The sequence below is a fragment of the Micrococcus sp. iso_229 genome (genome assembly GCF_058072725.1).
The window spans coordinates 1,268,849-1,282,876 of record NZ_CM176514.1 but is presented as its reverse complement, the minus strand read 5'-3'; the positions used below and the strand labels follow the sequence as shown (position 1 = coordinate 1,282,876).

12 protein-coding genes are annotated in these 14,028 nt (G+C 71.5%); 10 read left to right on the top strand and 2 right to left on the bottom strand.

Annotated features, from left to right (window positions below; genetic code table 11):
* Positions 1–12: 12 nt before the first annotated feature.
* From era to AC3RKA_RS05975, 4 genes are all read left to right on the top strand, one after another.
* The gene (gene era, locus AC3RKA_RS05990; RefSeq protein ID WP_036384707.1) at positions 13–978 is read left to right on the top strand and encodes a GTPase Era; all 966 of its coding nucleotides are present in this window, start codon (positions 13–15) and stop codon (positions 976–978) included.
* A gap of 334 nt (positions 979–1,312) precedes the next feature.
* The gene (gene leuA / locus AC3RKA_RS05985; protein ID WP_144823988.1) at positions 1,313–3,046 is read left to right on the top strand and encodes a 2-isopropylmalate synthase; all 1,734 of its coding nucleotides are present in this window, start codon (positions 1,313–1,315) and stop codon (positions 3,044–3,046) included.
* Positions 3,043–3,864, top strand: coding sequence for a DNA repair protein RecO (gene recO, locus AC3RKA_RS05980; protein WP_065573094.1), 822 nt, complete (start codon positions 3,043–3,045; stop codon positions 3,862–3,864). The genes leuA and recO overlap by 4 nt, the downstream gene beginning before the upstream one ends.
* Positions 3,861–4,724, top strand: a complete 864-nt coding sequence (locus AC3RKA_RS05975; protein WP_049161858.1) for an isoprenyl transferase — start codon at positions 3,861–3,863, stop codon at positions 4,722–4,724. The genes recO and AC3RKA_RS05975 overlap by 4 nt, the downstream gene beginning before the upstream one ends.
* Here AC3RKA_RS05975 and AC3RKA_RS05970 read toward each other — a convergent pair.
* Positions 4,664–5,773, bottom strand: a complete 1,110-nt coding sequence (locus AC3RKA_RS05970; protein ID WP_144786539.1) for an alpha/beta hydrolase — start codon at positions 5,771–5,773, stop codon at positions 4,664–4,666. The genes AC3RKA_RS05975 and AC3RKA_RS05970 overlap by 61 nt on opposite strands.
* Positions 5,774–5,828: 55 nt before the next feature.
* Between AC3RKA_RS05970 and AC3RKA_RS05965 the strand changes: the two genes are divergently transcribed.
* The gene (locus AC3RKA_RS05965; RefSeq protein ID WP_144823990.1) at positions 5,829–6,956 is read left to right on the top strand and encodes a quinone-dependent dihydroorotate dehydrogenase; all 1,128 of its coding nucleotides are present in this window, start codon (positions 5,829–5,831) and stop codon (positions 6,954–6,956) included.
* Between the two features lie 66 nt (positions 6,957–7,022).
* Here the strand turns inward: AC3RKA_RS05965 and AC3RKA_RS05960 are convergent, their stop codons facing one another.
* Positions 7,023–7,646 (bottom strand): DUF3043 domain-containing protein, encoded by a 624-nt coding sequence (locus AC3RKA_RS05960; RefSeq protein WP_145031650.1) that lies wholly within the window; start codon positions 7,644–7,646, stop codon positions 7,023–7,025.
* 80 nt (positions 7,647–7,726) lie between these two features.
* Between AC3RKA_RS05960 and AC3RKA_RS05955 the strand changes: the two genes are divergently transcribed.
* From AC3RKA_RS05955 to AC3RKA_RS05935, 5 genes are all read left to right on the top strand, one after another.
* Positions 7,727–9,130 (top strand): dipeptidase, encoded by a 1,404-nt coding sequence (locus AC3RKA_RS05955; protein ID WP_489726983.1) that lies wholly within the window; start codon positions 7,727–7,729, stop codon positions 9,128–9,130.
* Positions 9,131–9,251: 121 nt separating this feature from the next.
* Complete coding sequence (gene erpA, locus AC3RKA_RS05950) at positions 9,252–9,644, top strand: iron-sulfur cluster insertion protein ErpA (protein ID WP_002854644.1); 393 nt, start codon at positions 9,252–9,254, stop codon at positions 9,642–9,644.
* A 278-nt stretch (positions 9,645–9,922) separates the two neighbouring features.
* The gene (ctaC, locus tag AC3RKA_RS05945; protein WP_489726982.1) at positions 9,923–10,840 is read left to right on the top strand and encodes an aa3-type cytochrome oxidase subunit II; all 918 of its coding nucleotides are present in this window, start codon (positions 9,923–9,925) and stop codon (positions 10,838–10,840) included.
* On the top strand, positions 10,840–12,549 hold the full coding sequence (ctaD, locus tag AC3RKA_RS05940; RefSeq protein WP_489726981.1) for an aa3-type cytochrome oxidase subunit I: 1,710 nt from the start codon (positions 10,840–10,842) through the stop codon (positions 12,547–12,549). Before ctaC ends, ctaD begins: the two co-directional genes overlap by 1 nt.
* Positions 12,546–12,947: a cytochrome c oxidase subunit 4 gene (locus AC3RKA_RS05935; RefSeq protein WP_002854636.1), complete on the top strand. Its 402-nt coding sequence runs from the start codon at positions 12,546–12,548 to the stop codon at positions 12,945–12,947. The genes ctaD and AC3RKA_RS05935 overlap by 4 nt, the downstream gene beginning before the upstream one ends.
* Positions 12,948–14,028 lie beyond the last annotated feature (1,081 nt).

The following is a 14,028-nucleotide window of genomic DNA, read 5'->3' as shown; positions in this document are numbered from 1 at the left end:
AAGGATGACCCCATGACCGATCTCGTCGATCCGGCCCGCGCCGCGGACGGCTTCCGTTCCGGCTTCGTCTCGCTCGTGGGCCGGCCGAACGCCGGCAAGTCCACGCTCACCAACGCGCTGGTGGGGGAGAAGGTGGCGATCACCTCCTCCAAACCCCAGACCACGCGCCACACCATCCGCGGGATCGTCCACCGCGAGGACTTCCAGCTCGTGCTCGTGGACACCCCGGGCCTGCACCGGCCCCGCACCCTGCTCGGCGAGCGCCTCAACGACCTCGTGGCGGAGACGCTCAACGAGGTCGACGCCGTGGGCATGTGCCTGCCGGCCGACGAGGCGATCGGCCCCGGCGACCGGTTCATCGCCCAGCAGCTCTCGTACCTGCACCGCACCCCGGTGGTCGCCGTGGTCACCAAGACGGACAAGGTGGGTCCGGAGCAGCTCATGGCGCAGCTCGTGGCCGTGACCGCGCTGGGCGACGAGGTCCTCGGGCCGGAGAACGGCGGGGAGGGCTTCGCGGCCGTCGTGCCGGTCTCGGCGGTGGCCGGCCGCCAGGTCGACGACGTCCTGGGCGTCTTCGCGGGCCTGCTGCCGGCCGGGCCGCCCCTGTACCCCGACGGCGAGCTCACGGACGAGCCGGAGGCGATCATGGTCGCCGAGCTCATCCGGGAGGCGGCCCTGGAGGGCGTGCGCGACGAGCTGCCGCACTCGGTGGCCGTGGTGGTCGAGGAGATGTCCCTGCGCGAGGACCGCCCCGCGGACCGGCCCCTGATGGACGTGTGGGCGAACGTCTTCGTCGAGCGGGACAGCCAGAAGGGCATCATCATCGGCAAGGGCGGCTCCCGGCTGCGCGAGATCGGCGCGCAGGCGCGGGCGGGCATCGAGCGCATGCTCGGCACCAAGGTGCACCTGGACCTGCGGGTCAAGGTCGCCAAGGAGTGGCAGCGCGACCCCAAGCAGCTCGGCCGACTCGGCTTCTGAGCCCGAGGCCCCGGCCCGGCGCGCGCGCCGGAGCGGGCCGCCGTCGTCGTGCGTCACACGGGGACGGCCTCCTGTGGCCCGGCCCACCTCGGTGCTAGGGTCGGGGGCATGTCCCCCCGCCTCGCGACGACAGCGCCGGCCACGGCCCGCCTGCTACTTCCCGGCCGCACGGGGTCCCCGTGCCAGGCCGCGATCCACGCCGCCTGAGCGCATGCGGAGGCAGGACGCCTCCCACCGGACCGGACACCCCGTGCGGAGCCTCTGACCTCCCGGCCCGGCCACCGACCATCCACCTTTCGCGCGCCCGCCGCGCGCACGTCGAGGGAGAACACGCATGAGCGCCCACCTGCAGAAGTCGTCGGGGATGAAGTTCCACAAGTACGTCCCGTTCCAGGACCAGATCGAGGTCGCCCTGCCGGACCGCACCTGGCCGGACAAGGTCATCGAGAAGGCGCCGCTGTGGTGCGCCGTGGACCTGCGCGACGGCAACCAGGCCCTGATCGACCCCATGGGCCCCGAGCGCAAGCTGCGCATGTTCCAGCTGCTCGTCGGCATGGGCTTCAAGGAGATCGAGGTCGGCTTCCCGTCCGCCTCGCAGACCGACTACGACTTCGTCCGCCAGCTCATCGAGGGCGACCACATCCCGGACGACGTCACCATCCAGGTCCTCACCCAGTCCCGTGAGCACCTGATCGAGCGCACCTTCGAGGCGCTCGAGGGCGCCGACCGGGCCATCGTGCACCTGTACAACTCGACGTCGGTGCTGCAGCGCCGCGTGGTGTTCCGGCAGGACGAGGACGGGATCGTGGACATCGCGACCTCCGGCGCGCGCCTGGTGAAGAAGTTCGAGGAGCAGCTCAAGGGCACGCAGATCACCTACGAGTACTCGCCCGAGTCCTACACGGGCACCGAGCTCGAGTTCGCCCGGCGCATCTCGGACGAGGTGGCCACGGTCCTGGAGGCCTCCACCGACCGCAAGATGATCCTGAACCTGCCGGCGACGGTGGAGATGTCCACCCCGAACGTGTACGCCGACTCGATCGAGTGGATGCACCGCAACCTGGAGCACCGCGACTCGCTCATCCTCTCCCTGCACCCGCACAACGACCGCGGCACGGGCGTGGCCGCCGCCGAGCTGGGCTACCTGGCCGGGGCGGACCGCATCGAGGGATGCCTGTTCGGCAACGGCGAGCGCACCGGCAACGTCGACCTGGTGACGCTGGGCATGAACCTGTACTCGCAGGGCGTCGACCCCATGATCGACTTCTCCGACATGGACCACATCAAGCGCACGGTCGAGTACTGCAACCAGCTGGCCGTGCCCGAGCGCTCGCCGTGGGGCGGCGACCTCGTCTTCACGGCCTTCTCCGGCTCCCACCAGGACGCCATCAAGAAGGGCTTCGAGGCCATGGAGGTCGACGCGAAGGCGGCCGGCACGGACGTGGACGGCATCCCGTGGGCCGTGCCGTACCTGCCCATCGACCCGAAGGACATCGGCCGCTCGTACGAAGCCGTCATCCGCGTGAACTCGCAGTCCGGCAAGGGCGGCGTCGCCTACCTGCTCAAGTCCGAGCACAACCTGGACCTGCCGCGCCGCGCGCAGATCGAGTTCTCCCACGTCATCCAGGATCTGGCCGACGCCCAGGGCGGCGAGGTCTCCGGCGCCGACCTGTGGCGCGTGTTCCAGGACGAGTACCTGCCCGCCGACGCGGCGGAGGCGCAGTGGGGCCACTACCGGCTCCGCTCGGTCTCCTCGGCCTCCGGCGAGGACGGCGCGTTCCGGATGGAGGCCGAGCTCGAGGTCGACGGCGTCACGCAGACCCGCACGGCGCAGGGCAACGGCCCGATCGACGCGTTCCTGCGCATCCTCGGTGAGGAGGGCATGGACGTCCGCGTGCTCGACTACTCGGAGCACGCACTGTCCGAGGGCGGCGCGGCCATGGCCGCCGCCTACGTGGAGGCGGCCGTGGGCGACCGCGTCCTCTGGGGCGTCGGCCTGGACCACAACACCACCACCGCCTCGCTGAAGGCCGTGGTGTCCGCGGTGAACCGCGCCCTGCGCGCGTGAGCGGCTCCGGCTCCTCCCGGCGGGGTGCGCGGCACGGCGGCTACGCGGCGAACTCATTCCGCACCGAGGCCATCGTGCTGCGCACCCACCGTCTGGGGGAGGCCGATCGCATCGTCGAGGCGCTCACCCCCGAGCACGGCCTGGTCCGGGCCGTGGCCAAGGGGGTGCGCAAGACATCCTCCCGGCTGGGCTCGGTGGTGGAGCCGTTCATGCACTCCACGCTCCAGCTCGCACGCGGCCGGGGCGAGCTGCACACCGTGAGCCAGGCGCAGCTGCTGCACCCGTACGCGACGATGCTGGCCGCCGACTACGACGCCTACACCGTCGCCGGCGCCCTCGCCGAGGCCGTCGAGCGGGTCCCCGCGGTCGACGACGACGGCCGGCGCGCCCAGTACCGCCTGTTCCACGGCGCGCTGGCCGCGCTGGCCCGTGGCGCGCACGACCCGCGGCTGATCCTGCACTCGTTCCTGCTGCGCGCGCTCGCCCAGGCCGGCTGGGCCCCCACCTTCGACCGGTGCGCCCGCTGCGGCGCCCCCGGCCCGCACACGGCGCTGCACGTGGGCCTCGGCGGGGCCGTCTGCCCGGAGTGCAGGCCACCCGGTGCCGCGCACCCGGCCCCGGAGACCTTCGATCTGCTCTCGGCCCTTGCAGCGGGGGACTGGGCCACCGCGGACGCCTCCGGGGGCCCCGCCCGCCGAGAGGCGGCCGGTATCGTGGCGGCGTACCTGCAGTTCCACGCCGAGCGGCGCCTGGTGTCCCTGTCCGTCCTGGACCAGGACCTCGGCCTCCCCGCCCCGCGCGTCGAGAGGAGACCATGAGCGCCGACCGTGCCCCGCAGCCCCCGCCGCCGCACCCCTCGGGTGCGGTCGCCCCGCGGATCGATCCGCGTTTCGTGCCCCGGCACGTGGCGATCGTGATGGACGGCAACGGTCGGTGGGCCAACCAGCGCGGCCTGCCCCGCACCGAGGGCCACCGGGCCGGCGAGGCGGCCCTGCTGGACGTCGTCGCCGGGGCGGTGGAGCTGGGGATCGGCCACGTGTCCGCGTATGCGTTCTCCACGGAGAACTGGCGGCGCTCGGCGGAGGAGGTGCGCTTCCTCATGGGCTTCTCCCGGGACGTGCTGCGCCGGCAGCGGGACACCCTGCACTCGTGGAACGTGCGGATCCGGTGGAACGGGCGGGCCCCGCGCCTCTGGACCCCCGTGATCCGGGAGCTGCAGGAGGCCGAGGAGCTCACGCGCCACAACACCGGGACCACGCTGCACATGTGCGTGAACTACGGCAGCCGGGCCGAGATCCTGGACGGCGTCCAGGCGATCGCCGAAGAGGTCCGGGCCGGCCGGATGCGGCCGGGCGAGATCAGCGAGGACGTCATCACCCGCTACCTCGACCGCGGTTTCCGCACGGGTCAGGACGTCGACGTCGTCCCGGACGTGGACCTGTTCCTGCGGACCTCGGGGGAGCAGCGCCTGTCCAACTATCTGCTGTGGCAGTCCGCCTACGCGGAGCTGCTGTTCCTGGACGTGCTGTGGCCGGACGTCGACCGGCGGACCCTGTGGGCCGCCGTCGAGACCTACGCCCGACGGGACCGCCGCTACGGCGGCGCCGTGGACACCCCTCAGCCGGCGCCGTCGTCCGGCGCGCCGGACTCGGCCTCGGACGCCGACGGCGGCGCGTAGGCTCCCAGCCACGTGAGCGTCGCGGCACCGGCCGCCTCGCGCACCGACGCGGGGGAGGCGAACACGTCGTGCAGCGCGTCGGGGAGCCGGTGGACGGTCACCCGGTCGCCGAGCCGCAGGGAGCGGCGGGCCATGGCGTCGGGGTCCAGGACGATGTCCGAGGTCAGCATCGCCTCGCCGTAGGACGTGCCCCGATGCCCACGCGCGGAGACGAGCACGAGGATCGGCACGGAGACGTCGAGCCGCCCGGCCACGGCCCGGTGCCCCGAGAGGACCGCGCTCAGCCAGGCGGCCGGCACCTCGAACGCGTGCGGGGGGCGCCAGAGCGGGTGCAGGTCCCATTCGCCCTCGGCCTGGTCCGAGAGGGTGCGCCAGTAGTGGTCGATGCGCGGCAGCGTGAGCATGGCGTAGGGCTTCATGGCGGAGACGGGCCCCACGATGGACTTCGCCAGCAGGCGCACCCCCGCGCTGCCCTGCATCTCCAGCCACGGGCTGTTGAGCACGAGCGCGGCGAGGCGGCCGGGATTCCGGTCCGCCCACAGCGCGGCGATCAGCCCGCCGGTGGAGTGCCCCATGAGGATGGGCGGCAGCGGGTGGTCCCGGGCGATGGTCTCGAACGCGGCCTCGAGGTCCGCGTCGTAGCGGGCCAGGTCGTCCGTCCAGCCGGGCGTCTGCCCCGCGCGCAGCGAGCGGCCGTAGTGGCGCAGGTCGACGGCGTGGAACGCGTAGCCGGCGGTCTCGAACGCGTGGGCCAGCGGGGCGTTGTAGAAGTAGTCGCTCCAGCCGTGCACTGAGAGGATGGGCCGCCGGGCCGGGTCACGGGCGGCGTCGGTGCGCGGACGCACCACTGTGACAAGGTTCTGTCCTTGTTCATCGGTGTCGAGGCCGAGCGTGCATCGTTCGAAGCCCGGCAGCCCGTCCGGGACCCAGCCCAGGCCCGGCGGATCGTCGAGGAACGGGCGGGTGCCCTCCTCCGTCGGTCCGCCGGCGGGTGCGCCGTGCGGGGCGGGTCGGTCCGGGGGTGGCGGCTGGATCGGGTCACGGGCCATCCGACCACTCTAGGAGGACCCCGGGCGGGCGGGAGGCCCGTGCGAGGATGGGGGCATGCAGCTGCCTGATCCCAAGTCCGCCGTCGACGGCCTCCTGACCTCCCGTGCGCCTCGCCTGTACCCGCCCTTCTTCCGTGCCGTGTTCGGTGGCATGGACGCGGAGCAGGCGCACCATCGGGGCTTCGACGCGATTCGGCTGGCCGAGCGGACCGGGGCGTCCGCCGCCCTGCGCGCCGCCTTCCGTCCGGACCCGATGCTCGCGCGCACGGTCATGGGCCTGCGGTTCCCGACGCCCTTCGGCCTGGCCGCGGGGTTCGACAAGGACGGCCGGGGGACCGCCGCCCTGGCCGACCTCGGGTTCGGCCACATCGAGGTCGGCACGATCACGGCGCAGCCGCAGCCCGGCAACCCGCAGCCCCGACTGTTCCGTCTCGTGGACGACCGGGCGCTGGTCAACCGCATGGGCTTCAACAACGACGGCGCGGCGGCCGTCGCCCCCCGCCTGGCGCGGACCCGGCAGACCCTGGAGCGCCGATTCGGTCCGGCCCGGCCGGTTTTGGGCGTCAACATCGGCAAGACCAAGGTGGTCCCGCTCGAGGACGCGGCGGACGACTACCGGGCCTCGACCCGCCTGCTCGCGCCCCACGCCGACTACCTGACGGTCAACGTGTCCTCCCCGAACACCCCGGGGCTGCGCCAGCTGCAGGAGATCGACGCGCTGGAGCCGATCCTCACGGCCGTGCGCGAGGAGGCCGACCGTGCAGTCCCGGGCCGGCGGGTGCCACTGACCGTGAAGATCGCCCCGGACCTGTCGGACGACGACGTGCGCGCCGTCGGGGCGCTCGCCGAGCGCCTCGGGCTCGACGGCGTCATCGCGACCAACACGACCGTCTCCCGCGAGGGTCTGCGCACCCCGCGTGCCGACGTGGACGCCCTGGGCGCGGGCGGCCTGTCCGGCGCCCCGCTGCAGGAGCGGTCGAGGCGGGTGCTGGACGTCCTGCGGGCGGCGCTGCCCGCGGGCGCCGCCGTCGTCAGCGTGGGCGGGGTGACGGACGCCGACGACGTCCAGGCCCGGCTCGACGCGGGCGCGGACCTCGTCCAGGGCTACACCGCGTTCCTCTACGAGGGGCCGTTCTGGGCAGGCCGGATCACCGCCGGACTGGCCCGACCCCTGCGGGGCTGACGGTCCGCTCGCCGGTGACGCGACGGCCCGGACCCACCGGGGTCCGGGCCGTCGCGCGGTGTCGTGTCAGGCGGGGTACTCGCCCCGCTTGACCTGGGGCTTGGGCAGACGCAGGCGGCGGAACTGCAGCGCGCGCATGATGCCGTAGAAGCCGGTCCCGGGCTCCGGCGTGCCGAAGCGCTCCGTGAGGCCCTTCTTGATGTGCCGGCTGACCAGGAAGCTCTCGATGAGCACGAGGGCCACGAGCACGTACAGGCTGATCATCAGGATCAGCTGCGCCTCGCGGCCGGGGATGAACATGAGCAGGACGTAGGCGAAGACGACGGGCATGAGCCACTCGCCGATGCCGGTGCGTGCGTCCACGTAGTCACGGACCCAGCGCTTCTGCGGTCCCTTGTCGCGCGCCGGGAGACCGCGCTCGTCCCCGGTCTCCAGCGCGGCGCGCTGGCGCATCCGCTCCTGGGCCATCGCCTGACGCTCGGCCTTGCGGGCCGCCTTGCGATCTTCGGGGACCAGGGTGCGCCGGCGCGCGGCCTCCTGGTCGCGGCGCCGCGGAGTCGGGCCCTTCTTGCCCTGCGAGCGGTCGCGCGGCCCGGCCTCGGCCACGGCGGCGTCCTCGGCGGGCGCGGCGGAGGAGCCGTGAGTCGAAGGGGTGGGCGCGGTCTCGGGGGTCTTGTCTCGCTTGAACACCCGTCCAGTCTAGTGGTGGGGCGCATCCGGCCCGCCCGGAGGCGCGGCTTTCGGCCCGGCGGCCGTCTACGCTGGCCGTCATGACTGACATCACCTCCCGTGCGCCGCAGGACGCGGCCCTCGTCTCGGTCGTCCGTGAGGCCGTCGAGGCCCGCTTCCCGACGACCCTCCAGACCCTCACCGACCTCGTGGCGATCCCGGGCACCGCCTGGGACTCCGCGGACCGCACCCAGCTCGAGCGGTCCGCCGAGGCCGTCGCGGGCCTGCTGCGCGAGGCGGGCCTGCAGCATGTGGAGATCGTGACCGAGACCCGCGACGACGGCCGGCCCGGCGGGCCGGCGGTGATCGGCGAGAAGCCCGGCGCCTCAGACAAGCCCACTGTCTTGTTGTATGCCCATCATGACGTGCAGCCGATCGGGGACGAGGACCTCTGGGACACCCCGCCGCTCGTGGCCACCGAGCGCGGCGGGCGGCTGTATGGCCGCGGCGCCGCCGACGACAAGGCCGGCATCATGGTCCACCTCGCCGCCCTCGCCGCCCTGCGGGACGTCCTGCCCGACGCCGGCGTCGGCGTCCGCGTCTTCATCGAGGGCGAGGAGGAGGCCGGCTCGCCCACCTTCCGCACCTTCCTGGAGAAGCACCGGGCGCGCCTCGACGCCGACGCGATCGTCGTCGCGGACTCGTCCAACTGGGCCGTGGGGGAGCCCGCGCTGACCACGTCCCTGCGCGGGCTGGTGGACGGCACGGTGACCGTCCGGGTGCTCGACCACGCCGTGCACTCCGGCATGTTCGGCGGGCCGGTCCTGGACGCCGTCGTCCTGCTCTCGCGGCTGATCGCCACGCTCCACGACGCGGACGGTGCGGTCGCCGTGCCCGGCCTCGAGCCGCGTCAGACCGCGGGGCTGGACTACCCCAAGGACGTCTTCCGTGCGGACGCGGGCGTGCTGGACGGGGTGACCCTGGCCGGCCGCGGTTCGGTCGCAGACCGGCTGTGGAACGCGCCCGCGCTGAGCATCATCGGGATCGACGCGCCCTCCGTCGCGGAGTCCTCGAACACGATCCAGCCCGCGGCGCGCGCCAAGTTCTCGCTGCGCCTGGGCCCCGGCATGGACCCCGCGGAGGCCTTCGAGGCGCTGCGCACCCACCTGGAGGCGCAGTCTGCGGCGGTGCTCGGCGCGGAGATCACGGTCACCGCGGGGGAGTTCGGTCAGCCGTTCACGACGGACACCGCGGCCCCCGCCGCGGCCGCGATGATGGCCGCCCTGGAGGACGCCTGGGGCGTCGAGCCCCGGGCGATCGGCATGGGCGGCTCCATCCCGTTCACCGCGGACCTCGCCGAGGTCTTCCCGGAGGCCACCCTCCTCATCACGGGCGTGGAGGACCCGGACACGCGGGCGCACTCGGCCAACGAGTCGCTGCACATCGACGACTTCAAGCGGGCCGTCGTGGCCGAGGCGCTCTGGCTCGCGCGGCTCTCCAAGTGAGTGCCGCCCGGCCCGCCGCCGATGCGGCGGGCCGGGAATGCCCCGTGGGCGGCTAGTGTTGCCCTGAAGACCACACGCGCGTGACGGCCCCGTCCGCGCCCCATGATCTGAGGAGGTCACGATGGCTCTGTCCGCAGAGGAGACCGGTGTCGAGATCGGCGCGACCCAGGACGCCGAGGGCCTGCCCCCGCACGAGGTCGAGCTGACCGACGTGGCGGCCGGCAAGGTGCGCTCGCTGCTCGAGCAGGAGGGCCGCACGGACCTGCGGCTGCGCGTCGCCGTGCAGCCGGGCGGCTGCTCGGGCCTGATCTACCAGCTCTACTTCGACGAGCGCGTCCTCGACGGCGACACCGTCCGTGACTACGACGGGGTCGAGGTGATCGTCGACAAGATGAGCGTGCCCTACCTCATGGGCGCGACCATCGACTTCGAGGACACCATCTCGAAGCAGGGCTTCACGATCGACAACCCCAACGCAGGCGGCTCGTGCGCCTGCGGCGACTCCTTCCACTGATCTGCGGGCGCCCGGAGCGCCTCGGACCGCGAACCGGCGGGTCGGCCTCGGCCGGCCCGCCGTCGTCGTGCTCGGGCACCGCGCCCAGGATGCTCGGACCCGGCTCCCAGACACGATCCGCCCGTGTCACGGTGCGGAGAATCCGCTCGTTTCGGCTTAGACTGGCTCTGAATCATCAGGGCATACCCGTGCTCCCTGCGAGGACGCTGCGAGAAGTCGCCGAATCGCCGGGGGAGCGGGCACGCCCCTCGCACACGAGATGAAGAGGAAGGCCGTCTGTGAGAGCACAGAATGACGCCGGACGTCGGACTCGCCGCCGCTGGACCGCCGGTGCCGTGGGCACCACGGCGCTCCTGGTGCTGACCGGGTGTTCGGCAGAGGTCCAGCGCGGCTGGTACCCCGGCACCCGGGACACCACCAACCACAACGCCCAGCTCACCGACCTGTGGGTGAACTCCTGGATCGCGGCCATGGTCGTCGGCCTGCTGGCCTGGGGCGCCATGATCTGGTGCATGGTGGCGTACCGCCGCCGCAAGAACGACCAGGGCTTCCCGAAGCAGACGGCCTACAACGTGCCGCTCGAGACCATGTTCACGGCCATCCCGATCCTGATGGTCTTCACCCTCTGGGGCTTCACCGACCGCGTCCAGACCGAGGTCGACCGCCCCGTGGACGACTCGCCGCTGACCGTCACCGTGTACGGCAAGCAGTGGTCCTGGGACTTCAACTACTCCTACGAGCAGGAGAACGGCGAGGTCATCGAGGCCCACTACTCCGGCATCCAGGCCCAGCTGGACGGCACCGAGGGCGTGCGTGACACCCTTCCGGTCCTGTACCTGCCGAATGACGTGCCGGTGCACTTCGAGCTGAAGTCCCGTGACGTGGCCCACTCCTTCTGGATCCCGCAGTTCCTCCAGAAGCGTGACATGGTGCCCGGCAAGACCAACCACCTGTACCTGACCCCCCAGGAGCTGGGCAGCTACGACGGCAAGTGCGCCGAGCTGTGCGGCGAGTTCCACTCCGAGATGCTCTTCAACGTGGAGGTCGTCGACGAGACGGAGTTCGTCCAGCGCCTCGAGGAGATGGAGCCGGGTCAGGTGGGCGAAGAGTACAGCCGCAATCCCAACAACAACCCTGACGGCGCCGGGACGATGGAGCGCGACCTCCAGACCCCCCGCGGTGGAGGTAGCCACTGATGACCACTTACGAGTACGCAACGGATGAGGTGCGCTCACAGGCGCAGCCTCGTGTGGTGCCCCGTTCGCTGGGCAAGATCGTCGTCAGCTGGCTGACGACGACCGACCACAAGGTGCTCGGGTACATGTACCTGATCACGTCCTTCGTCTTCTTCTGCATCGGCGGCGTCATGGCCCTCATGATCCGCGCGGAGCTCTTCGAGCCCGGCATGCAGATCCTGCAGACGAAGGAGCAGTACAACCAGCTGTTCACCATGCACGGCACGCTCATGCTGCTCATGTTCGCGACCCCGCTCTTCACGGGCTTCGCCAACGTGCTGGTGCCGCTGCAGATCGGTGCTCCGGACGTGTCCTTCCCGCGTCTGAACGCCCTGGCGTTCTGGTTCTTCCTGTTCGGCTCGCTCATCGCGACCGCCGGCTTCCTCACCCCGCAGGGTGCGGCCTCGTTCGGCTGGTTCGCCTACGCCCCGCTCTCCAACACCACGTACTCGCCGGGCGTCGGCGGTGACCTCTGGGTGTTCGGTCTGGTCCTCCAGGGCTTCGGCACGATCATGGGCGGCGTCAACTTCATCACCACGATCCTGACGATGCGTGCCCCGGGCATGACGATGTGGCGCATGCCGATCTTCACCTGGAACACGCTCATCACCGGCATCCTGATCATGGTGGCGTTCCCGCCGTTCGCCTCCGCGCTCTTCGCGCTGGGCCTGGACCGTCGCTTCGGCGGCCACATCTTCAACCCGGAGAACGGCGGCGCCATCCTGTGGCAGCACCTCTTCTGGTTCTTCGGCCACCCCGAGGTGTACATCATCGCCCTGCCGTTCTTCGGCGTCGTGTCGGAGATCATCCCGGTGTTCTCCCGCAAGCCGATCTTCGGCTACAAGTCCATCGTGTTCGCGACGACGGCGATCGCCGCGCTCTCCGTGACGGTGTGGGCGCACCACATGTACGTGACCGGCGCCGTGCTCCTGCCGTTCTTCTCCGTGATGACCATGCTCATCGCGGTCCCGACCGGCGTGAAGTTCGTGAACTGGATCGGCACCATGTGGCGCGGTTCGATCACCTTCGAGACCCCGATGCTGTGGACGCTCGGCTTCATGGTCACCTTCCTGTTCGGTGGCCTGACCGGCGTCATCCTGGCGTCGCCGCCCCTGGACTTCCAGGTGTCCGACACGTACTTCGTCGTGGCGCACTTCCACTACGTCGTCTTCGGCACCGTGGTGTTCGCGATGTTCGCCGGCTTCTTCTTCTGGTGGCCGAAGTTCACCGGCAAGATGCTGAACGAGCGTCTCGGCAAGATCCAGTTCTGGATGCTGTTCGTGGGCTTCCACGGCACGTTCCTGATCCAGCACTGGCTCGGTGTCATCGGCATGCCCCGTCGCTACGCGGACTACATGGTGGAGGACGGCTTCCAGGCGATGAACGCGTTCTCCTCGGTGTTCTCCTTCGTTCTCGGCGCGTCGCTGATCCCGTTCTTCTGGAACGTCTACATCACCTCGCGCTACGGCAAGAAGGTCACCGTGGACGACCCGTGGGGCTTCGGCGGCTCGCTCGAGTGGGCCACCTCGTGCCCGCCGCCGCGGCACAACTTCCACTCCCTGCCGCGCATCCGCTCCGAGCGTCCGGCGCTGGATCTGCACCACCCGGAGCTCTTCCCGCACTCGCCTCAGAACACGTCTGAGGCCTTCGGAGAGAAGGTCGCCCAGTGAAGGTCGCAGCCAACATCTTCTGGATCATCGGCCTGTTCTTCATCGCAGCCGCCACCCTCTACGGGTTCTGGGTCGAGTGGACCGAGTGGGCAGGCATCCCGGCCATCTACGCCGTGGGCGGGATGTCCTGGATGATCGCCTGGTACCTGCGGGCCGCCGAGCACAAATACGGCGTCGGCCCTGCAGATGACGAGGACGGTCAGATCGTCGAGTACGCCGGCACCTACGGCACCTTCGCTCCCTGGAGCTGGTGGCCCCTGGGCCTCGGCCTGGGCTGCGCGATCATCGTGACCGGCCTGGCCGTCGGCTGGTGGGTCTTCATCATCGGCATCGTCGCCGCCGCCTACTTCACCTTCGGGTGGGTCTACGAGTTCTCTCGGGGCAAGTACGCCCACTGACCCGTCCGTCGTTCCACCACCGCAGGCCGGATCCCCTCGGGGTCCGGCCTGCGGCGTTTCCCTGTGCGCTGAGTACGGGCGGCCCCTCACGCACGAGGTGCGATTGCAGCGGCAGATCCCCGCGACCTGCCTCGCCTCGCCGCGTCGGGGGAGGTGGGAGCCGTGCACGATCTGCGCACGCGCCACGCTGCGGCGCCGGGCAGGGCGCCCGACGTCGGCAGCCACCCTCCTGAAGGGGTCGGGCGGCGACGTCCTCACCCCTGCACGGCCAGGGGGCGTCACCACCGGGGTAGGGGCCGACGGTGATCGTCGTGTCCCGCCCCCATCGCCGACACCTCGCGTCGCTGGGCCTCGCAGGTGCACGCCCGAGCGAGACCACCACCCTCGCGGGGACAGGCCGGTTCGTCCTCCCACGACTCGGTCCGGGACAGGGGGGTGTGCCGGCCGGTCGCTGAGTTGCAGGTCCGCCCACCCCACCCTGCACCGCTGTCACACGCGACGACCGGTCCGGCGTCACCGTGAGGCCGTCAGAGCTCCCCGTGCCACCGTCAGGGGCACGGCGGCCTGTGTCCTCCAGCTACGGGTGCACCGTGCGTCTCGGCCTGCGGCGGTGAATCACAGAGGCGTCTGGCGGCGGTCTTCTCCCGCCGTTCTGAGTTCGCAGACGGAGGATTCCGGCCCGGTGTCGCCACGTCCGACCATGCCCGGGCGCAGCCGGTGGTGGTCGGGCGCGGCGGACAGCACAGGGGGCGGTGGTGTGCGGGGGCGAGGCCCATGCGCGGACTCCTCTCCGAGGATGAGCGGATGTCGCAGCGCCCATTCGTGGCGGGGCGCCGGCTCATCCCCTCTGAGCGCGCGTGGGAGGACAGCCACTTGAGGACCCCGAGCATCGACGGTGTCCGTCTCCTGCCGTCTCCTGGGACACCCCCGAGGGAGGCCACCTGCGTCCGCCCAGCATCCGTTGTCACGGACCGGACGCACGCCTGACCATGCCCGAGTCGGTGTGCCGCGACGGGCGAGGAGCGTCACAACTCATGCCCACCCGGGGCGGCCGCCGAAGGTGCCCCCCGCAGCGTAGGTC

What these genes read in the sequence shown, in the direction of transcription:
- AC3RKA_RS05955 (WP_489726983.1), top strand. Translation starts at nt 7,727, where the DNA reads ATGACTGACATCACCTCCCGTGCGCCGCAGGACGCGGCCCTCGTCTCG.
- era (WP_036384707.1), top strand. Translation starts at nt 13, where the DNA reads ATGACCGATCTCGTCGATCCGGCCCGCGCCGCGGACGGCTTCCGTTCC.
- ctaD (WP_489726981.1), top strand. Translation starts at nt 10,840, where the DNA reads ATGACCACTTACGAGTACGCAACGGATGAGGTGCGCTCACAGGCGCAG.
- AC3RKA_RS05965 (WP_144823990.1), top strand. Translation starts at nt 5,829, where the DNA reads ATGCAGCTGCCTGATCCCAAGTCCGCCGTCGACGGCCTCCTGACCTCC.
- AC3RKA_RS05970 (WP_144786539.1), bottom strand. Translation starts at nt 5,773, where the DNA reads ATGGCCCGTGACCCGATCCAGCCGCCACCCCCGGACCGACCCGCCCCG.
- leuA (WP_144823988.1), top strand. Translation starts at nt 1,313, where the DNA reads ATGAGCGCCCACCTGCAGAAGTCGTCGGGGATGAAGTTCCACAAGTAC.
- erpA (WP_002854644.1), top strand. Translation starts at nt 9,252, where the DNA reads ATGGCTCTGTCCGCAGAGGAGACCGGTGTCGAGATCGGCGCGACCCAG.
- AC3RKA_RS05975 (WP_049161858.1), top strand. Translation starts at nt 3,861, where the DNA reads ATGAGCGCCGACCGTGCCCCGCAGCCCCCGCCGCCGCACCCCTCGGGT.